This window comes from Paenibacillus sp. Y5S-9 (assembly GCF_036894235.1).
In the GTDB taxonomy this organism is placed as follows: Bacteria; Bacillota; Bacilli; order Paenibacillales; family Paenibacillaceae; genus Paenibacillus.
The window spans coordinates 5,812,965-5,832,851 of record NZ_CP145887.1; the positions used below are offsets into that span (position 1 = coordinate 5,812,965).

At 45.4% G+C, this 19,887-nt stretch carries 19 protein-coding genes; 3 read left to right on the plus strand and 16 right to left on the minus strand.

The genetic code is table 11. From position 1 onward, the window contains the following. Positions 1–31 precede the first annotated feature (31 nt). The 10 genes from V6669_RS25725 to V6669_RS25770 form a co-directional block, all read right to left on the minus strand. Positions 32–805, minus strand: coding sequence for a sigma-70 family RNA polymerase sigma factor (locus V6669_RS25725; RefSeq protein WP_047841571.1), 774 nt, complete (start codon positions 803–805; stop codon positions 32–34). Beyond that, positions 802–1,254: an anti-sigma B factor RsbW gene (gene rsbW, locus V6669_RS25730; protein ID WP_062836469.1), complete on the minus strand. Its 453-nt coding sequence runs from the start codon at positions 1,252–1,254 to the stop codon at positions 802–804. The genes V6669_RS25725 and rsbW overlap by 4 nt, the downstream gene beginning before the upstream one ends. Before the next feature lie 18 nt (positions 1,255–1,272). Then, positions 1,273–1,611 (minus strand): STAS domain-containing protein, encoded by a 339-nt coding sequence (locus V6669_RS25735; RefSeq protein WP_036606989.1) that lies wholly within the window; start codon positions 1,609–1,611, stop codon positions 1,273–1,275. A gap of 86 nt (positions 1,612–1,697) precedes the next feature. Continuing rightward, complete coding sequence (locus V6669_RS25740; protein WP_338588544.1) at positions 1,698–3,374, minus strand: response regulator; 1,677 nt, start codon at positions 3,372–3,374, stop codon at positions 1,698–1,700. Between the two features lie 16 nt (positions 3,375–3,390). After that, positions 3,391–4,263 (minus strand): protein-glutamate O-methyltransferase CheR, encoded by an 873-nt coding sequence (locus tag V6669_RS25745; RefSeq protein ID WP_074096446.1) that lies wholly within the window; start codon positions 4,261–4,263, stop codon positions 3,391–3,393. 86 nt (positions 4,264–4,349) lie between these two features. Beyond that, on the minus strand, positions 4,350–8,075 hold the full coding sequence (locus V6669_RS25750; protein WP_338588545.1) for a response regulator: 3,726 nt from the start codon (positions 8,073–8,075) through the stop codon (positions 4,350–4,352). Beyond that, entirely contained in the window at positions 8,072–9,241 is a 1,170-nt protein-coding gene (locus tag V6669_RS25755) for a fused response regulator/phosphatase (RefSeq protein WP_338588546.1), read from the minus strand. Before V6669_RS25755 ends, V6669_RS25750 begins: the two co-directional genes overlap by 4 nt. A gap of 349 nt (positions 9,242–9,590) precedes the next feature. Further along, complete coding sequence (locus V6669_RS25760; protein WP_017692267.1) at positions 9,591–9,935, minus strand: general stress protein; 345 nt, start codon at positions 9,933–9,935, stop codon at positions 9,591–9,593. A 94-nt stretch (positions 9,936–10,029) separates the two neighbouring features. After that, positions 10,030–10,563 carry a hypothetical protein gene (locus V6669_RS25765; RefSeq protein WP_338588547.1) on the minus strand — a complete coding sequence of 178 codons (534 nt, stop codon included), beginning with the start codon at positions 10,561–10,563 and terminating at the stop codon, positions 10,030–10,032. 68 nt (positions 10,564–10,631) lie between these two features. Further along, entirely contained in the window at positions 10,632–11,141 is a 510-nt protein-coding gene (locus V6669_RS25770) for a DUF948 domain-containing protein (protein ID WP_036606976.1), read from the minus strand. Positions 11,142–11,360: 219 nt separating this feature from the next. Here V6669_RS25770 and V6669_RS25775 point away from each other — a divergent pair, with 219 nt between their 5' ends. Together V6669_RS25775 and V6669_RS25780 are read left to right on the plus strand one after the other, a co-directional pair. Next, positions 11,361–11,525, plus strand: a complete 165-nt coding sequence (locus V6669_RS25775) for a DUF1328 domain-containing protein (RefSeq protein WP_017692264.1) — start codon at positions 11,361–11,363, stop codon at positions 11,523–11,525. A 368-nt stretch (positions 11,526–11,893) separates the two neighbouring features. Beyond that, positions 11,894–12,409, plus strand: coding sequence for a hypothetical protein (locus V6669_RS25780; protein ID WP_338588548.1), 516 nt, complete (start codon positions 11,894–11,896; stop codon positions 12,407–12,409). 91 nt (positions 12,410–12,500) lie between these two features. On the opposite strand, the gene V6669_RS25785 is transcribed toward V6669_RS25780, so the two are convergent. Next, positions 12,501–13,388: a cation diffusion facilitator family transporter gene (locus V6669_RS25785; RefSeq protein ID WP_338588549.1), complete on the minus strand. Its 888-nt coding sequence runs from the start codon at positions 13,386–13,388 to the stop codon at positions 12,501–12,503. A gap of 290 nt (positions 13,389–13,678) precedes the next feature. Here V6669_RS25785 and V6669_RS25790 point away from each other — a divergent pair, with 290 nt between their 5' ends. Beyond that, positions 13,679–13,867, plus strand: a complete 189-nt coding sequence (locus V6669_RS25790; RefSeq protein ID WP_017692261.1) for a hypothetical protein — start codon at positions 13,679–13,681, stop codon at positions 13,865–13,867. A 114-nt stretch (positions 13,868–13,981) separates the two neighbouring features. Here the strand turns inward: V6669_RS25790 and V6669_RS25795 are convergent, their stop codons facing one another. The 5 genes from V6669_RS25795 to V6669_RS25815 all read right to left on the minus strand — a co-directional run bounded on the left by V6669_RS25795 (position 13,982) and on the right by V6669_RS25815 (position 19,524). Then, entirely contained in the window at positions 13,982–15,607 is a 1,626-nt protein-coding gene (locus V6669_RS25795) for an ATP-binding cassette domain-containing protein (protein ID WP_091038559.1), read from the minus strand. Between the two features lie 215 nt (positions 15,608–15,822). Next, positions 15,823–16,869 (minus strand): MBL fold metallo-hydrolase, encoded by a 1,047-nt coding sequence (locus tag V6669_RS25800; RefSeq protein ID WP_338588550.1) that lies wholly within the window; start codon positions 16,867–16,869, stop codon positions 15,823–15,825. Positions 16,870–16,940: 71 nt separating this feature from the next. Further along, entirely contained in the window at positions 16,941–17,138 is a 198-nt protein-coding gene (locus tag V6669_RS25805) for a hypothetical protein (protein ID WP_338588551.1), read from the minus strand. Positions 17,139–17,146: 8 nt separating this feature from the next. Then, positions 17,147–18,181 carry a cytochrome d ubiquinol oxidase subunit II gene (locus V6669_RS25810; protein ID WP_307416099.1) on the minus strand — a complete coding sequence of 345 codons (1,035 nt, stop codon included), beginning with the start codon at positions 18,179–18,181 and terminating at the stop codon, positions 17,147–17,149. After that, positions 18,178–19,524 (minus strand): cytochrome ubiquinol oxidase subunit I, encoded by a 1,347-nt coding sequence (locus tag V6669_RS25815; protein WP_338588552.1) that lies wholly within the window; start codon positions 19,522–19,524, stop codon positions 18,178–18,180. The genes V6669_RS25810 and V6669_RS25815 overlap by 4 nt, the downstream gene beginning before the upstream one ends. Positions 19,525–19,887 lie beyond the last annotated feature (363 nt).

The window sequence follows — 19,887 nt, forward strand, 5'->3', positions numbered from 1 at the left end:
GCCGTACTCAACAACATTAGGGTTCCATTTTTCATAACATTGAAGCATTCGACATGATCTGTTTCAATTTCTCTGTAGCACGTTTCTGAATCCGAGATACACTCATCTGTGAAACACCAAGCTTCTGGGCAATTGCCCGCTGAGATTGGCCATCCTGGAATGCTAGAATAAGTACCTGTTGTTCTTGTTCCTTCAATTGTCCCAATGCCTGTTGCAAGTCCATCCGTTTTTCGACCGAATCATAGTCGTTAACATCTGCACTGATCAGTTCACCCAATGTAGCTGCACTGTCATCCTGAGATAAAGGAGAATCCAGTGATACATAGTGATAACATTCCCGACCAGCCAGAACTTCAATCGTTTCTTCTGCAGTCAAATCAAGGTATTCAGCGATTTCATTCACACCGGGTGAGCGCTCCAATTTCACGGTTAACTCATCAATGGCATGTTGCACAAGTGCTCCCTTTTCCTTAATCCTCCGGGGCACCTGAATATACCAGGATTTGTCTCGCAAGTAGTTCTTCATATGACCAATCATGCTCTTCATGGCATAAGGTTCAAACGGAATACCCAGGTTGATATCGTATTGCTTAAGCAAACGAATCAAGGCCATCTGCCCGGTCTGATACAAATCTTCGTATAGATCGGGGCGATTCCGAGCGATTTTACCTGCTGCCATCTTGACCATCGGTTCATATTTACGGATGAGAACTGTTGCAATTTCATTATCTTGGGTCTGCTGGTATTCCCAGATCAAACCTATAGCTTCAGACATGGACTCTGGGGGAGTCACTTTTTCATTCATACTTTCTCCTCACTTCTTGCAAGACGTTTTACGAGTACTACTTTCGTACCTTTGCCCGTCTCACTTTCCACACTGACATCGTCCATCAAGGCTTGCATCAGGTAGAACCCAAGTCCGCCAATCTGTGCTTCTGTCAGTTCTTTGTCGTGAAGACCAGCGCGTGACACAGCAGGGTTCATGTTCTCGAAGCTGGCACCTTCGTCCTTGACAGTAATGGACAATGTTTCGCCATCCACTTCGAATACAACTTCAACCATGCCGCCTTCGTGTGAGTAGGCATACAGTACAGAGTTGTTACAGGCCTCGGATACAGCAACTTTCATATCCTCAATGTCTTCATAAGAAAATCCCATTTTGGATGCAACTCCATAGAGATTAAGTCTTACAATATCAACGTAATCAGCTGTCGCCGGTAAATTAAGGGTGACTCTTTGAACTTCTGCATTCATTACTTTTTCGATCCTTTCCTATTGGGAATTCTTCTGTGTGACAAAGAATTTGGCGATGCCCGTCATGTCAAAAAGTTTCTGGATTTGCGCAGGAACTTCCTGTACTTCAAAGCGAGCTTCCATTCCATGTCTTGCCTTCAGAACAGATAACAGGATACCAATCCCTGTACTATCGATGTACTTCAATTCTTTCATGTTGATTACAAGATCCTGTTCCTTGTTATCCACGAGCGGCTCCATCACCAAGCGGAAGTCAGGAGCAACCGACAAATCCAGTTCGCCAGTCAGATACACCGTGCATACGCCGTCCTGAGTTTCAGTTCTTGCATTGAATTTTTCATTTTTATTTGTATTCATTAGACATCTCTCTCCTGATCAATGGTTTCCTTACCTAATAACCCAACTTCAGCACGAGTGAAACAAAAAGAAGTTTGGCAAATGTTTCAATTGGCCTGATTCATGGCTGAAGGGCCTGGGTCTAGCATTTGTCGTTGTTTCTGAAACTGGGCTATTTTCTGTTTTACATTGCCCATTTTCACCGGTTTACTAATATAATCATCCATACCGGCAGCAATACAGCGCTGCTGAATACCTTCCATCACGTTAGCAGTCATGGCTATAATGATTGGCTGATCAGACTGGGACAGACTCTCTCGAATCCGCCGTGTACATTCCAAACCGTCCATAACAGGCATCTGCAGATCCATAAACACATAGTCATAGGGATAACGGCTGCCGTTTACCATATCGAGTGCGCTCTGCCCATCTTCAGCAATGTCAGAGAGCAACCCAAGCTTACCGAGCATAATCGCCATCAACTTTTGGTTAATAGGATGATCATCCACTATTAATACCGTAGGATATTTATTCTCATTTTTCACATCCGTTGGCTTCTCTTCCCCGTTCCTCTGGACCAGTTCAGTTTCTACATAACGTTTCGCCTGAATTGTAAATACAAACGTCGCTCCCCGTTGCTCTGTTGTATCCAGATAGATCTGTCCACCCATCATTTCAACCAGAGTCTTGCATATTGCCAGTCCTAAGCCAGTTCCACCGTATTTACGTGTCATGGATGTATCCAGCTGGGAAAACGGCTGGAACAGGCGATCAACTTTGTCTGAAGCGATACCTATCCCGGTATCTTTAACAGCAAACTCCAATGCTATTTGTCCGTCTTTTTCTTCATTCACTGACACGATCAGATATACTCCACCCTGGTCAGTAAATTTGATTGCATTGGCAATAAGATTCAAGAGAACCTGACGTAGCCTTGCCATATCTCCATAGATTAATTCAGGGACAGAATCTTCCAGAAAATAATCCAGTTCCAGATTCTTTTTGCCTGCTTCTGCAGCAAACAATCCCAACACTTCCCGAATACAGGAGACAAGTTCAAAAGGATGCTCTTCAAGTTCCATTTTGCCGGATTCCATCTTGGTAAAATCAAGAATGTCGTTGATAACCGTAACGAGTGCATCTGCACTGCGACGAACAATGTCTGCATATTCCTTCTGATCTTCCCTCAGTTCCGTCTCCATCAGCAGATCAACCATGCCGATAACTCCGTTCATCGGTGTACGAATCTCATGGCTCATCATTGCCAGGAACTCGGTCTTTGCATTGGCTGCAATTTCTGCTTCTTCTTTAGCCTGAATGAGTTGTTGGTTCATCTTCTCCAGTTCCTGTGTCTTCTGGTGAAGAAGCATGGTCTGTGTCTTCAAACGTTTATTGGTGATAAACATCTCCACAAAGCCCTCGATTTTGGATTTCAAAATCTGAGGAATAAATGGCTTAACCATGTAATCAATGGCCCCGGCTGAATATCCGGCAAACAAGTGCTCCGCTTCTCTGCTGTTCGCAGAGATGAATATAATCGGCACATCCTTGGACTTGTCCCGTGCCTTAATTAACTTTGCTGTCTCAATTCCGTCCATTCCAGGCATCTGCACATCGAGAACGATAACCGCAAATTCGTCTTTTAGCAGACAGCGGAGTGCCTCTTCTCCGGAAGTTGCCTTAACGAGTTTATATTGTTCCGATTCCAGAACTGCTTCAAGAGCAAGCAAGTTCTCAGGGCGGTCATCTACCAATAATATGTGGATTGGTTCATTGAGCCCCATGGCTAACCCTAACCCCCTATTTGATCTTCCGGTATATTTTTTCGGTCCGGTCTAACGGCTCATAGGTATCACTGAACTCTGTAAAATGTATCGATTCTTTCGACCCCAGAACCAGAATACCAAAGTGGCTCAAGCTCTCATGAAACAGCCCATGCACATGATTCCGCAGTTCATCATTAAAATAAATCATAACATTACGGCAAAAGATAACATTAAACTCGTTAAATGACCGGTCTGTTGCCAGGTTGTGCTCGGCGAAAATGATGTTCTTCCTTAGGAAAGGATGAAATATCACCGAATTGTATTTCGCTGTATAGTACTCGGAGAAGGCTCTGGTACCCCCTGCCTCCAAATAATTTGTAGTAAATAGTTTCATTTTCTCAATACCGTATACGCCTTCTTTGGCCTGTTGCAAAGAACGATCATTCATATCCGTTGCGTAGATTCTTGCCTTGTCATACAGTCCTTCCTCATGCAACATGATTGCCATGGAATAAACTTCCTCTCCCGTAGAGCATCCCGCATGCCATATTCGGATATACGGGTAGGTTCTCAGGATAGGAATAATCTGTTCCCGAAACATTCGGAAAAGCGAAGGATCTCGAAACATTTCCGTTACAGGGATGGATAAGTTCTGTACAAAACGGTCAAACGCGGAACGGTCATGAAGAACACGTTCCTGCAAGCCGGATATGCTTTTAACACCTTCAGCATGTGCATGATGCCAGATTCTTCGTTTCAGGGATGGCAGTGCATAGTTTCTAAAATCATATCCATATAAACGGTGCATGCCTTCCAACAGCAACTCAATCTCGATCAGCTCGCGTTCTTCATCTTGCGGCATACGGACCAAATCTGCCCCCGTCTCGGTAGGTTCCCACGGTGTCATAAGTTCTCTCCACTTCTTCATTTGTTACTTGCGTATTCGTCGTATTGTCTTTCATTACCCAAACAATGACCATACGAATAATGAACTTACGAATACAGCCATACGCGCATTAAGGATAACAATTGATCGGTCTGGATCGGTTTTTTCACATAATCAGATGCTCCGGCCTCAATACATTTACCGCGATCCTCTTTCATCGCTTTGGCCGTGAGCGCAATAATCGGCAACTTTTCAAACTGCGGGATCTGTCTGATTCGTGTCATTGCTTCATAACCGTCCATTTCTGGCATCATCATATCCATCAGTACCAGATCAAATTCAGGATTTTTGTCCAAAATTTCCAAAGCCTCTCGGCCGTTCTCCGCAAACGTCACATCCATCCGATAGCCTTCAAGGACACTTGAAAGGGCAAATACGTTACGAATATCGTCATCTACAAGCAATATTTTCTTGCCTTCAAACAACGTTTCTTTGTTGTGTAGTTTCTGTAAGATTCGACGCTTGTCTTCCGGCAAATTGGCTTCTACCCGATGCAGGAACAAAGTGGTCTCATCCAGCAGACGTTCCGGTGACTTCACATCCTTGATAATGATGGATTCCGCATATTTGCGCAGCTTCATTTCTTCTTTGGAATCCAGTTCTTTGCCTGTATAAATTATAATCGGCAGATCGTTCAGATATTCATCATCGCGAATCTGGTCGAGCAACTCAAACCCGGTCATATCCGTTAACATCAGATCCAGTACCATACAGTCATAACGCTGGCTGTGTAATTCATTCAAAGCCTCACTACCTGTCGATACAGCGGTGATTGCAACATCATCATGACCAATCAATTCAATAATGGCTTTACGCTGAATCTCATCATCTTCGACGATCAACAGTCGTTTCAATTGATTCTCGGTATATGATTTGATATGCGAGAATGCTTTATCCAGCGAATCCTTGCTCGAAGGTTTTTTCAGATATGCAATGGCACCCATCATCAGCCCTTGCTTCATATCATCAATGACTGAAATCACATGTACCGGAATGTGACGTGTTGCCGAACTGCTCTTCAGCTCGCCCAGAATGGTCCAACCATCCATCACCGGCAGTTGAATATCCAGGATAACGGCATCCGGCAGATATTGACGTGCCATTTCAAGTCCTTTATCACCTTGAAGAGCAACAAGTGCTTTGAATCCTCTTCCCCTCGCCATATCCATCAAAATATGTGCAAAGTTCACATCATCCTCAATGATGAGGAGAATTTTGTCGCCTTCCATGATATTCTCCCGATCATCTTCGATCTGCGTGACATCTGGAGTATGGGAAGGAGACAGATCTTTACCCACGGTACGCTCCGGATCAGGAGAGAGAATGGACTGATGACTTGAAAGCATGGTCCGTGTTTCGATGGACTGTTCATAAAGATCCTCTGAGGATACAGCCGCTTCTCTTGAAGCACCTTCCTCCGCCAGCGCTTCCTCTTCATGATTATCCGGCAGGTACAAGGTAAAGCAGCTACCTTCCCCTTCGGATGATTCCACCTGTATTGCGCCACCAAGCAAACGTGCCAGCTCCCTGCTAATGGACAATCCCAGGCCAGTTCCACCGTATTTCCGGCTTGTAGTCCCGTCTACTTGCTGGAACGCTTCAAAGATCAGATCCGTCTTATCCGATGGAATACCAATGCCGGTGTCTTTTACACTAAACCCGAGATATTCCTGATTGGTGTTCATATAACCCGGCAGTTCTTCCGGGCTCATCCGTCGTCCAATCAGACTAACCGAACCCCGATTGGTAAACTTAAAGGCGTTCGACAACAAATTCCGTAAAATCTGTTTGACGCGATGACTGTCGGTGTATACCCATTCCGGCAGATTGCTGTCGAAATCGATATTCAAGCTAAGTTCCTTTTTATTCGCCATCGGTCCAAAGTTCTGCTGAACAAAGCTGGTCAGCTCTTCCATTCGAACTGTCTCATAATTGATATCCATCTTACCTGCGTCCACCTTGGACAGATCCAGAATCTCATCAATCATCTTCAGCAGATCCGCGCCCGACATGTAGATGGTTTGCGCATATTCCTGCTGTTTGTCAGTCAGATTTCCACCTTTGTTCTCCGACAATAACTGGGACAAAATGAGCAGACTGTTCAATGGTGTACGGAGTTCATGTGACATATTCGCTAAAAATTCGGACTTGTACTTGCTTGTCATCGACAGCTGTGTAGCTTGCTGTTCCAACTGTGTCTTTGTTTTCTCAATCTCGTCATTCTTCTCTTCGACTTCACGCACTTGCTCTTCAAGCGCACGCGTCTTGGCAATGAGCTCCGTATTGAAATGCTCCAGTTCTTCCTGCTGACGCTGCAGCAATTCCTCGGAACGTTTAAGCGCCTCTGTCTGCTCCTCCAGATTCTCATTGGAACGACGGAGTTCTTCTTGCTGTGTCTGCAATTCTTCTGATTGAACCTGCAGTTCCTCAGTTAATGCCTGGGATTCACGCAGCAGCTCCTCCACACGCAGACGACGTCGAACGTTGTTCAAAATTACGCCCAGGTTCATAATCAGTTGTGTGAACAACTGCTTGTGAAGTTCGTTGAACCCTTCAAAGGAAGCCACTTCAACTACACCAATCAGTTCATCTTCAAACACGACAGGATAGATCATGATACCTGCAGCACGTGTTGAGCCTGAAGCTGAACCAATATGCACGTAATCTTCAGGCGTATTTTCCAGAATAATCGGTGTCATATCCAGCGCGGCTTGACCAATCAGGCCTTCACCGATGCGATACATTTCTTTACCAACATCTTCGTTCTCTTCAAATGCGTATGCACCGTAGCGTCTCAGTTCGTCGGGATGTTTCTCCTCATCGATCAGATAGACGACACCCAACTGAGCGCCAAGCACAGGTGTGAATTCACTGATAAACATCTGTGATATTTGGCGAATGGAGCCAATCCCCCGAAGCAGCTCCGGGACTCTTGCAATATTCGAACTCATCCAGTTTTGATCCTGCTGAGCCTGTACATAAGCCCTCTCGATCTCCAGTTTTTCTTCCAGATCACTGGATACATCTTGGAACACACTGGCAATCTGACCAATCTCATCCGTTGATTTGACCTGTATGCGCCGAATGGTTCGGTAACGCCCTTTACCAAAGCTGGTAATCATCATAGATACAGTGTTCAGACCCCGTGTAATACTCGGCAGCACCCACATAATGACACCCAATGCAAGCAACAACCCCGCAATCATGATACTTATCGTGATCTGTACAGCTCTCGTATACGCTGCGTTAGCGTTCTTGATCTCAGCATCAATCTCTTGGTCCTGATAACGGGAGAGAGCATTCAAACTATCCACAGCTTCTTTTTGCACCGCGAGTCCTGTTGAATTGCGGTAGTTATTCGCATCTTCTACCCTGCTTTGGGACATCAGGTTGATCTGTCTCGTTGCATAAGAAGTATAAGCGGTCCACGCCGTATTCACACGATCCACCAGTTGATGTTCAGGTGCACTGTCTGCTCGGTTTCTTACTTCTGCGAGGTAACCGTCCCCCCGATCCTTCATCTCCTTCAAGTCACCTTCAGCAGCACTGATCGAATTATTCGGATTTAATAACAAGTTAGCCAGCACTTTGGCAATATCGTTAACTTCTCCGCGCGCAGCAGAAGTGAACCTTACTTTGAGATAACGTTCCTGATACATCTGATCAATCTGTTGATTACTGCTGTTTAGCCGTTCATAACTCACAAATGTGAGCACGATCAGAATAGCCATCAGAGCGGTAAAACCAATCAGCAATTTATTCCTGATCTTCATTCATCCCCCGCCCCTTTATCCAGAGTAATCCAGACCAGACATTTATCATCATCCCGCTCCTGAGGAATTTCGTCGTCAAAAAACATGGCCTGCATGGCAGCTTCATTCCACTGATGTGAGCCGGTCAGTTTTTCAATCAGGAATTCATGTTGTTCCTCCTGCCCGCCCTGAACAGCTTCCAATAATCCATCCGTATAGAGTGCAATATGCCCGTCACCCTCATAATGGATCGTTTGTGGTTCAATATCCATCTTGTCAAATAAACCGACAGGACAGCAGACGCTGTCAAATGTGGTCACACTGCCGTCGTTTCGGAAAAATAAAGCAGGTGGATGCCCTGCGTTAACATAATCAATGCGCTTCATCCGTGTATCAACGACCAGATAAATTGCCGTGAAATAATACTGCACCAATTGTTTCTCCAGATGGAGCTGGTTAAAACGACGGTTCAACTCCTGAATGACCTTCTCTGGATCCACATAAGTGGTCACCGTATCTTTCAACACGGAAGCGATAAACATCGTAAACAGGGATGAAGATATCCCATGTCCCATCATGTCGAGCAGCAGTACTCCGTAACGGCCTTCCCCAAGGGGGTACCAAGAATACAGATCACCCGCAAGCTCAAAGGATGGTTTATAGATGGCATGCACTTGGAACAATGGGTCCCTAATTGCCGGACTTAAAACAGCATTTTGGACCATTGCTGCCAACTTGAGCTCATCCTGAATACGTTGATCACGCTCTTTATGCCAATCCTTCTCCTGTTTCAAACGAAGTGCGAGTCGAATTCTGGCCATCAGTTCGACTTTATTAATCGGTTTGGTCACATAGTCAGATGCACCAGCATCCAATGCTTCGGCAAGTTTCTTGGAATCTCCGATGGCAGTCACCATAATAATCGGTATATCCTTCAGGTTCTCAAATTTCTGCACAATACTGCAGGCTTCGATACCGTCCATCTCGGGCATCATCATATCTAGCAAAATCAGGTCAATATCCGACGGTTTTGGACGAAGTTCGTTGCTTTCCTCCCCAATTCCCAACACTTCAAACATTTCCATGGCGGAACTCGCCGTTACAATGTCACGATAGTTCTCTTTTTTCAGAATTTCTCGAATGATAATGACATTCGTCGGATTGTCGTCAACAATAAGTATTCTCATTGATATCTCCTTATCTGTGGCGTCCGGGTTTGTCGATTCTTATTAAGGTAAAACGAACGTTGATTATACAAATTTTGCATACAAAACGGCAGTAGACATAATAATTCCTAGTATAACTATAATCGTAAAAACAAAAAAACTCTATCAGTAAATGGCACCATCGCAGGGGAAATAGCCCGCTTGTTACCCTGTTTTTGCAGCGTTCTGATCCCGCTTCCAAACTTGCAAAAACATAGATAAGGAATGGGGAAAGCCCCATTCCTTATCTATGTTTTTGATTAAGCATTTTACTTAAGTGATACAGAAGCTTGTCTTGTTCAGCAAACTTCCATTTGCACTGTTATATGGATCAATCTTTCTTTTTGGCAATTACGAGTACTTTACCTTTGTCTAACTCACTCTCGTAGAAGTCAGCTTCGGCTTCGGTAAAGCCCATCGAAACAATTTTGGCCCGGAGCTCATCACCACGTGAGCGGAACAAATTCGCCAAGGAATCAAATACGCCTTCTTCCTTTATGCCAATTTCTTTGGCATCTGCTGTATCAGCAATGCGATCTGTACGATCCTTCTCATGGGCGAGAACAAAGATTTGATCAGCAAGGTATCCGGTAATCTGCAATTCTTTCACCGCTTCTACCGCCTGGACTCCGTTTTCTACCACTTTTGCATAAGCTTGCTCATTGGTTGAATTCATCGTTTCCACTCTCCTCTGATTTAATCTTCTGTATCGAGCTACTTAATATATAACCATACTATATGGGGTTGAAACGATTCGGTAATAACCAATCCTAGGAAACTGTGTCATCAAAAAGATCAATACCTTCAATCTGATGAGAACCTGACTTCATATATACCTTTAGAGCCTGGTCTCCACGGAGAAACACTTCTCCGTCCTCTGCCACATAATACGGTTTCCCTAGAGCATGATGGATCGCTTCAATATTCATCTCAATCTTCTTTCCGTTTAACATGATGTGATTCTCAGATGCATCGATATGCACATATTGAATGACATCCGTATCTTCACACAATCCAACCTTCACATCATGAAAGTGATATTCAGGACACCCCAGATAAGGATCTTCCTGTTTATGCCCCGGCTGGCCCTTCTTGGCCAACATATTATCCATGGTGTCATCCAGAGAAATGCCATTCAGAGTCCGAAAATGCTGGAAAGTCTCGGATCGATCAACAGCCAGAGTTACCTCTGACGCCTTCTCTTCCATTGCCGTCCATTGCATATCGTGAGCAGCGGGTACCGCTGCCGGTTGAACGGAAAAGGGAGAAATTACGCTAAACATCACAAGCAGTAGTTTCATCATGATTCTCACCCTTTCATCAGGTTCATCACCGCTCTGAAGGCTTCTTCATGGGTTACAAAGCGGTCATGTTACTTGCGCATCCGTTGCCATACATTCGCTGCAACATCAACATACTTCATCCAGTTTTTCCCGCCCTTAGCTTCACCATTATATGTAGCTTCATAGGATTGTAGGGTACGATCCGTTGATGTAGCAGGCGGTGCAGTTACATGAACCGCTTCAGCATGCTTCGTCTGTTCAGCGTTGTTACGTTTGGTCTGAAATTTCGCCATCAGCGTTGTGGAGACTTGTTTGGCTGCTGCCGTCACTTCATTCAACACTTCTCCCAGATTCTCAACAGATTCCATAACAGGATCAATTTTTTTCATTTTGTGCTGTACATCCACCGTAATATCATTGGCATGCCTTACCGTCTGCTTCACTTCATAACTAAGTTCATCAATGGTTTTCTGTACCTCCTGCAATGTCTGTGAGACATTGTCCAAAGAACCCTGAGCGGATTTCAAGGTACGAATTAAAAAGAAAACCAGTACTGCAAATGCCACTGCAATCAGGGCCACGCTAATTTGATAGATCATAGAAGAACCTCACTTTCCATATGTGCATCAGTTTGTTATTGCTATAGTTACCCGGCGATTTCCCGGACGAAACAAAATTATATATCCCTTCATATATGCCTTCGCTTGGAAAAAAAACCAATGTTTCAACAGGATAGCCCCCGGTTAAAGTTAGACTACACAAGGCGGTGAGGTGAACACAACTCACTCCACATTAAGAAAACGAAAGGATGAATACTTATGTTGAAATGGTCTGTATTATTTCTAATTATTGCACTGGTAGCAGGTATTTTTGGATTCTTCGGTATTGTTGAAGCAGCTGCTTCAATCGCGAAAGTACTCTTCTTCATCTTTGTTGTACTGTTCGTAATCTCCCTGATTACGGGACGCAGCCGAATGCGATAACCTCAGCTCTGATATGACAGAGCAATATTAACGAATACATACAAAAGCCGATCGTGCTACCCAGCCGATTGGCTTTTGTGTGTTTAGGCATAGGTCAACTTTTCTATATTATGTATTGCACTCCTTCCTGCTTTATTCCAAGCTGCTCTCCCATGAATTTCAAAAAACAGGACCTTTTTGAGATAGCCAACCCGGTTTTATCCCACCGAAGTATGATATTTACAGGCTTGCTATATACCCACATATGATCCAGTTGACACTGGAGAATGCAAGAAAATATTGTTATAATTTGTGATTCATAAGGTAGCTTGCTTGGTTACTTTTAACACAGGACAACAAATTACATAACAAACCGAGGAGGAAAAAAAATGAAAAAAATCGTAAGTTTCGCCGCTGCTTTAACGTTGATGGGTTCGATGGCTGCTGCTGCAGGTGCTGAGGAAGCGGTTACCGGAACGGTGACTCCGGAAAAAGGAACAGAAGCTACGACGACAACGACAACAACAACTCCGGCTGTTGAAGTGAACAAACCTGCTGTAGACACAGTAGAAGGTACTGCTGAGACAGTAACCGGTACAACAACAGACACTACAGGCACAGAAGGTACTTCAACAACAACTGAAACGCCAGCTACGACTACAGATGACAAAATGTTTGAAGAACCCCTTGTAAAACCAGGTGATGAAGTACTGGCACCTACAATGTTGCTGAACCTTCTGGAGCGCACTTGGTTCTATGATGCACCTAACGGTAAACCAATCGGTGCACTAGGCTCCCAAGTCATCGATACAACAGGTGAAGTGGTTGACGGATTCGACGGTGGCGAGTGGGTGCAAGTGTACACTTGGAAAGGCAAAGCGTGGATCCACGTTGCCATTCAGTAACATCGTATAATCGTTCTAACGATAAGTAAAGAGGACAGCACGCACAATCGCGGCTGTCCTCTTTTGATTTTCCAAGATGTTCACGCCCTGTTCAAGTGTTCCCTATGACTTCTTCTGTCTTCGGTTCCACATGTACATGTACATGCATGATATTATGCGATCGCTTCAAACGCTCTTCCACTCGGTCACAGATCTGATGGCCTTCAATCAAGCTTAAACTTCCATCCACTTCAATGACCACATCCACAAGTACATGACTGCCATGCACACGTGCCTTCACATCCTTGATCATCTCGACACCGGGAACACGTGCTACTGAGGATCTGAGATCCGTCAGTTCCTTCTGGTCAAATCCATCGGTAAGACGATGTGTAGAATCCCGAAAAATCTCCCAAGCCGTCTTGCAGATCAACAGACCTACAGCAATGGCAGCTACTTTATCCAACCATGGAAGTCCAAACTGCGCACCTATAATTCCAACTGCAGCGCCTATGCTGACCCAGGCATCCGAACGGTTATCTTTCGCCGCTGCCATCAGAGCCTGACTATTAATTTGTTTAGCCAGACGGTGATTGTAACGATATACGCCTAACATCACCACAGCACAGACTACAGCCACCGCTGCCGCCCACAGGTTGGGAGCCACAAAGGCTCCTTCATACCAGGAGCGAACGGCTTCAACCAATACTTGCAGCCCAACCATAGCCATAATAAATGAAGCCACTAAGGCAGCAACCGTCTCCGCTCTAAAATGACCATAGGCATGATCCGAATCAGGTGGTTTCTGGGAGATTCGAAGCCCAATCAATACAGCAACGGATGCCACAATATCCGTAAGGTTATTGAAACCATCAGCCAGCAAGGCGCTGGAAGCAAATAAATATCCACAGATCAGCTTAAAGGCGGATAAGACGAGATAAGCTACGATACTAACCCAAGCCCCTCGCTCCCCTTTTCGAATTTCTTCATAAGCGTTCAAACCGGGCGACACCCCTTTAACGTTTCGTATTACGGTTTTTCCATGTTACCAAATGCGGAGCGTGTGGGTCTACAGAAACAGTGTTGCCAGGCTGCATTGCTGTAGGCAAGCCGAAACAAAGTTGCCAGACGGCAGGGCTGTAGTTAATGAGAAAAAATGTTGGCCTGGGTAAAACCAAAGGTTTTGAGCATTTTATCAGGTTGCCCTTGTGGGGCTTTTATAAAACGTATAAAATAGGTACATCCCGTCCAATCTGGACGGCTCACTGTAAGACCGGGAGGGAAATAACGATGAGCGAAAATAACGAACCGAAAAAGGTCAGTTTGCAGGATGCTATACGCCAAAAGCTGGCGCAAAAGAAAGAACAAGCAAATTCCGGTAACCAATCCAGCGCCTACTTTGAAGGCGGACCTAAAGCGATGAAGAGTCAAAACAACAAGAAGCCTAACAACCAACGTCGCCGTACTGGTGGATCTTAGGTCTTAAAGCCGCAGAGAAACCAATTGAATTACAAAAAGAACCGCAAGCCCTCTTCACAGAGGCTTGCGGTTCTTTGGTGTTCCTATAATAATGTGCAGTAGATGATGCTTGGTTTAAGCTTCTACCGGATACATTTTATTGCGCAGTTCTTTGATTTCATCACTTTCCAGATATTCGTCATAGCTCATTTGGCGATCAATGATGCCATTCGGCGTAATTTCGATAATCCGGTTAGCAATGGTTTGAATGAACTGATGGTCATGGGATGTGAACAGCATGGTGCCGTCAAAATCAATCATACCATTGTTCAGCGCTGTAATGGATTCGAGATCCAAGTGGTTCGTAGGCTCATCCAGAATCAATGCGTTAGCACCAGTCTGCATCATTTTCGCCAGCATACAGCGAACTTTTTCGCCCCCGGAGAGTACACTTGCCTTTTTCAAGGATTCCTCGCCTGAGAACAACATACGTCCCAAGAATCCACGCAGATACGTTTCATCCTGATCTTTGGAATATTGACGGAGCCAATCCACAAGAGTCATGTCTACACCGTCAAAATATTTGGAGTTGTCTTTCGGGAAATAAGCTTGAGTTGTAGTTACACCCCAAGTGTATTCGCCGCTATCCAATTCCGTTTCACCCATAAGAATATCAAACAACAGTGACTTGGCATTCCCGTTCGGGCCAACAAATGCAATTTTATCCCCTTTGTTCACGACAAAGCTGATATCATTCAGCATTTTCACACCATCAATGGATTTGCTGATGCGATCTACGGTCAACAATTGTTTACCGGCTTCACGCTCAGGTTTGAAGTTGATAAACGGATATTTACGGTTCGATGGACGAAGGTCATCCAGCGTGATTTTGTCGAGTTGTTTCTTCCGGGAAGTCGCCTGTTTCGATTTCGAGGCATTCGCCGAGAAACGTTGAATAAAGGCTTGAAGCTCTTTAATCTTCTCTTCTTTTTTCTTGTTGGCATCACGTTGTAACGCAAGTGCCAATTGGCTGGACTCGTACCAGAAGTCATAGTTACCTACGTACAACTGGATTTTACCAAAGTCGATATCCGCAATGTGCGTACATACTTTGTTCAGGAAGTGACGGTCATGGGATACCACAATAACAGTACCTTCATAGTCCATCAAGAAGTTCTCAAGCCATTGAATGGATTCGAGATCCAAGTGGTTGGTAGGCTCATCGAGCAACAGGTTGTTTGGACGACCAAACAATGCTTGTGCAAGCAGGACACGAACTTTTTCGTTACCACTTAGTTCATTCATTTTCTTATCGTGCATGTCACGGTCGATACCCAGACCGATCAGGAGTGCCGCTGCATCCGGCTCAGCATCCCAGCCATTCAACTCGGCAAATTCACCTTCAAGCTCACCTGCACGCAGGCCGTCTTCTTCAGTGAAGTCCGCTTTGGCATACAGCGTATCTTTTTCTTTCATAATGGCATAGAGACGACTATGACCCATAATTACCGTTTCGAGAACCGGATACTCATCATATTCAAAGTGGTTTTGCTTCAAAACGGCCATACGTTCGCCCGGGGTGATGTGCACCTCTCCCGAGTTTGATTCAATTTCACCGGACAAAATTTTCAAGAATGTTGATTTACCGGCTCCATTGGCGCCGATGAGGCCGTAACAGTTTCCTGGTGTGAATTTGATATTTACATCTTCAAAAAGTGCACGTTTTCCGTAGCGGAGCGTGATGCCGCTTGTACTGATCATTAAGCATACCATCCTTTATTGGTTAATCTGCATACTGCATGAATAGCAAGTTGCGTAAATCATGGATTCAATATCCCGATGCCTATTCTGGCACCATATTATAACACAAAAAAGCGGCAAATTCGAAAATTGGCCGCTTTTTACTTATTAAAGATTTGGTAAATGTACTGTTCATGCAGGCATATCCCTACATTAACATATTTGGCTCGCTTTTGTTAGTCCTGTTTGCTTTTCTCGTGGTGAATGCGGAGCGTCTCGCCATGACCAAGCACCCTAATCCGCTCTTTACCAATGCCTAGTCGTTCACGTTCAACTTCCAGCCGATCCAGTGCTTCCTTGGGCGTATCATCCGCCAGCTTGAATGTGCCGTAATGCATTGGCACCATGAGCTGTGAACCAGATTCAACGAACCCCTGCAGCGCTTCTTCAGGTGTCACATGCTGAGAAGTCATGAACCACTCCGGATCGTAGGCACCGATAGGCATCAGGGTAACACCAATGTCAAAGCGTTCTCCAATCGTTTTGAATCCCTGGAAGTAACCTGTATCACCCACAAAATACAACACAGGCGGACCGCCTGATGTTTTGGATGTTTCGTTCTTCCCTGATTCCGTGGATGACTCATCCTGATTGCTCGTTGTTGCAGCACTCTCCGCTGCTGAAGTCGTTGCAGGATGGATTGATTCCAATACATAACCGCCCCAATGGGACGTGTTGGTATCAAACAACGTTCGGCGCGTCCAGTGCTGTGCAGGGACAAAAGTTATTTTGACTCCGCCAAGTGTCATATGATCCCACCATTTCATCTCCTGGCATCGATGGAACCCTTTGCGAATCATCTTGCGCTTCAGACCATCGGGTACGATCAGCAACGTCTTGGCTGTAATCAGCTTGCGCAAGGAAGCCAGATGCAGATGATCATAGTGGGAATGGGATATCAGAATGACATCCAACGGTGGAATGTCCTGAATCGGAATGCCGGGGGCACCGAGCCTTCGTTGAAATCCCATTTTTTCGGCCCACACCGGGTCAGTCACGATGTTCAATCCATAATATTGAATGAAAAACGTGGAGTGACCAATCCAGGTAATACTTGTGTCATCCCGGTTGGCATGCAGATAATCCAGTTCAGGCGGGTGTTTGGGCACGGTGTAGGAGTAGTCCTTCACTTTATTGCGCCGCTGCTCCCTCCATTGCTTGAATTCCTTCAGCGTTTTGTCCGTACTTACATTATCGATATTGTTATAACGGATTTTCGGCATGAAAGGGCCCTCCTCCCTTCCTCATTTCTTAACAACAGATTACCCCAAATGGGAATGGACGTACCAACCAATCAATCCTTTGGGTTCTTACATACCGCCAGATATACAAACAGAAAGACAATAGCAACCGCAATGATCAGTGGAGGGGCGTACATAATGGTGAATGTCTCAAAAAAGCTCAATCCGGTTATACCGGGTATCCCCGTGACTCCCTCAGTAGATAGTGGATCCAGCAAGGGAGTCATGAGTAAGGACATGTTTGGGTGCATGAACAGACTCATCCTTTCTTTTTACCAGAATTACCGCGCACATAATTGGCATCAAACAGGAACAGCTTCATAATCAGCACAAGCGAAGGAATGAGCACAAGTAGCCCCAGACTAAACGCTGTAATGAGCGCAATCCCCATCGTCCGATTCGTAAAGCTGTCGTAAATATTAATGTAAGGATACAGAATGTACGGAAGGTGGGATCGCCCGTAACCATACCAGGCAAAGGCAAACTGAAGCATGACAGCGACAAAACACCAACCTAGATATTTACTTTTCCACACCAGCGACACGGCAATGACAAAACAAATAAACGAAGCGATGAACATCCACGAAATATTCACCATCTGCTCAAAGTGTTCGGGATTCTGTTTGTTAATCTGCAGAAAAGCCAGAAAGCTCGCAAAAATGGTAGGTAAACTCCAGAGCAGCGCGTACTCTCGAAGCACCTCATATGCCGGCTCATCCCCTGCCCGTTTTGCATAATAGGATAGAAACATCGCCGAGATGTAGAGCACACTAACCAGTGCAAGCAAAACAACCGACCAGGTATAGGGATTCGTCAAAAATTCACGCCAGCGAAAAAATACCTGATCGCCCACCTGCTCAATAATCCCACCTTCGGATATCGCCAAAATGGTTGAAAATACGGCCGGAATCAGCAACCCCGTCGCTCCGTACAATGCCATGTAGATCCGGCTGTTCTGCCCATGGTTGCCATAGGTATTGTAGGCGTAATATACGCCCCGGATCGCAAGCAGTACAATGGCCAGGGAACCCGGTACCAGCAAGGCTGTCCCGTAATAAAAGGCGCTGTCCGGATAAAATCCGACCAGTCCAACCACAAAAAAGATCAAAAACACATTCGTCACTTCCCACACGGGAGACAGGTAGCGCTGAATGATGTTATGAATTTTGTTCTCGTGCCCGGTCAAGATGCTGTAAAAGCTGAAGAACCCGGCGCCAAAATCAATCGAAGCAACGATCAGGTAACCGAACAAAAACGTCCACAATATTGCGATGCCTGCAATTTCGAAACTCAATGCACGATCCCTCCTTCAAGCCCCAGCGTTTCCAGTTCCTTCTCTGCTTCCTTGTTACGGAACAGCTTGCTGAGTACCCGAATGCACGAGAAACACAGGATCAGATACAGCAAGATGAACAACACTAACATCCATCCTACCGAAGTTGACGTCGTGGCTGCTTCCGCCACCTTCATATATCCGCGTAAGATCCAAGGCTGCCTGCCAACTTCAGCGAACATCCACCCCAGCTCGATCGCAATCATGGCCAGAGGCCCCAGCAAAACAATGCCGAGCAACAGCCATTTGGGATATGGTTTGCGCCCGGGCAACCAGCGCCGCAGAACATATAACACAGGAATCATCAGGATGATTACTCCCGTTGTGACCTTCAGGTCGAACATATAATGAATGGACAGCGGTGGTCTTAAATCCGCCGGAAATTCTTCGAGACCTTTCACTTCGGTATCGGGACGATTCCCCGCCAGAATGCTAAGTGCATAAGGAATCTCAATCGCATATTTCACTTCATTGTTCTCATCCAGAATGCCGCCATAAACAAGCGGTGCCTCTTTCATCGTCTTGAAATGCCATTCTGCGGCAGCCAGCTTCTCTGGCTGATATTTCGCCAGGAATTTACCAGAGGAATCGCCGATCATGACGGTACTGATGGCAAATACAAGCGCAGATACCGTCGTGAGTTTCAGTGCTTTTTTGTAATACACATGATCCCGTCCCCGAAGCAAACTGAATGCTGCAATCCCTGCCAGAATACCTGCACTCAAGGTGTAGGATGAGGCGAGTACATGGGACACTTTGGTTGGCGTTGCCGGATTCAACATGGCAGCAATCGGATGAATGTCCTTCATGATGCCATTAATCAGGGTGAATCCCTGAGGCTGGTTCATGAAGGAGTTGACCGTCGTAATGAAAATCGCAGATGCAGATGAGCCGAGAGCTACCGGAATCAACAGCAGCATATGCGTATATTTCTTTTTGAAACGATCCCACGTATAGAGGTAAATCCCAAGAAAGATCGCCTCTATAAAAAAGGCAAACGTCTCCATGAACAGCGGCAGGGCGATTGCCTGGCCCGCTACCCGCATAAACATCGGCCACAGCAGACTGAGCTGTAATCCGATCGAGGTGCCTGTAACGACGCCAACCGCAACGGTGATGACAAAACCTCGCGCCCACCGGCGTGCCAGCAAGGTGTAATGCATATCATTGGTTCGGAGTCCTCGCCACTCGGCCAAGGCAATCATAAGTGGAACACCTACACCAATAGAGGCAAAAATAATGTGCACAAACAAGGTAAGGCCGGTTAGTATCCGGCTGAGCAAAACAGGGTCCAGGGATGACATGGTTACACTCCTCTTTCACATAATCGTTATGTACCACAGCAGTTACTCTGCTTGAACGTGTATCTCAATAACTCATGATTCGGATGATGCTCTTCACAACGGCATACAGCACAACCACAGCTGCAACCAGACAGACGATGATGAGTGTTTTCTCTTGTTTACGGAACATATACCTGCCGTCCTCCTTTTGCATGGGATGCAAATTATGGCTCTATAGACAGTTTGCAAAAGAAGTTGTTTTTTTATCCGGGGAAATTGAAAAACAAAAAAAGCCTTTCCCCTTATCACGCTCACACGCTGAAGGGCAAAGGCTCTATCCGTAGGTCTCATACATAATTATTATTCATAAAAAAGTGAAACACA

Bases quoted from the DNA above. Each gene is read 5' to 3' on its own strand.
- V6669_RS25725 (WP_047841571.1), bottom strand. From the start codon at position 805: ATGAATGAAAAAGTGACTCCCCCAGAGTCCATGTCTGAAGCTATAGGT.
- rsbW (WP_062836469.1), bottom strand. From the start codon at position 1,254: ATGAATGCAGAAGTTCAAAGAGTCACCCTTAATTTACCGGCGACAGCT.
- V6669_RS25735 (WP_036606989.1), bottom strand. From the start codon at position 1,611: ATGAATACAAATAAAAATGAAAAATTCAATGCAAGAACTGAAACTCAG.
- V6669_RS25740 (WP_338588544.1), bottom strand. From the start codon at position 3,374: ATGGGGCTCAATGAACCAATCCACATATTATTGGTAGATGACCGCCCT.
- V6669_RS25745 (WP_074096446.1), bottom strand. From the start codon at position 4,263: ATGACACCGTGGGAACCTACCGAGACGGGGGCAGATTTGGTCCGTATG.
- V6669_RS25750 (WP_338588545.1), bottom strand. From the start codon at position 8,075: ATGAAGATCAGGAATAAATTGCTGATTGGTTTTACCGCTCTGATGGCT.
- V6669_RS25755 (WP_338588546.1), bottom strand. From the start codon at position 9,241: ATGAGAATACTTATTGTTGACGACAATCCGACGAATGTCATTATCATT.
- V6669_RS25760 (WP_017692267.1), bottom strand. From the start codon at position 9,935: ATGAATTCAACCAATGAGCAAGCTTATGCAAAAGTGGTAGAAAACGGA.
- V6669_RS25765 (WP_338588547.1), bottom strand. From the start codon at position 10,563: ATGATGAAACTACTGCTTGTGATGTTTAGCGTAATTTCTCCCTTTTCC.
- V6669_RS25770 (WP_036606976.1), bottom strand. From the start codon at position 11,141: ATGATCTATCAAATTAGCGTGGCCCTGATTGCAGTGGCATTTGCAGTA.
- V6669_RS25775 (WP_017692264.1), top strand. From the start codon at position 11,361: ATGTTGAAATGGTCTGTATTATTTCTAATTATTGCACTGGTAGCAGGT.
- V6669_RS25780 (WP_338588548.1), top strand. From the start codon at position 11,894: ATGAAAAAAATCGTAAGTTTCGCCGCTGCTTTAACGTTGATGGGTTCG.
- V6669_RS25790 (WP_017692261.1), top strand. From the start codon at position 13,679: ATGAGCGAAAATAACGAACCGAAAAAGGTCAGTTTGCAGGATGCTATA.
- V6669_RS25795 (WP_091038559.1), bottom strand. From the start codon at position 15,607: ATGATCAGTACAAGCGGCATCACGCTCCGCTACGGAAAACGTGCACTT.
- V6669_RS25800 (WP_338588550.1), bottom strand. From the start codon at position 16,869: ATGCCGAAAATCCGTTATAACAATATCGATAATGTAAGTACGGACAAA.
- V6669_RS25805 (WP_338588551.1), bottom strand. From the start codon at position 17,138: ATGCACCCAAACATGTCCTTACTCATGACTCCCTTGCTGGATCCACTA.
- V6669_RS25815 (WP_338588552.1), bottom strand. From the start codon at position 19,524: ATGTCATCCCTGGACCCTGTTTTGCTCAGCCGGATACTAACCGGCCTT.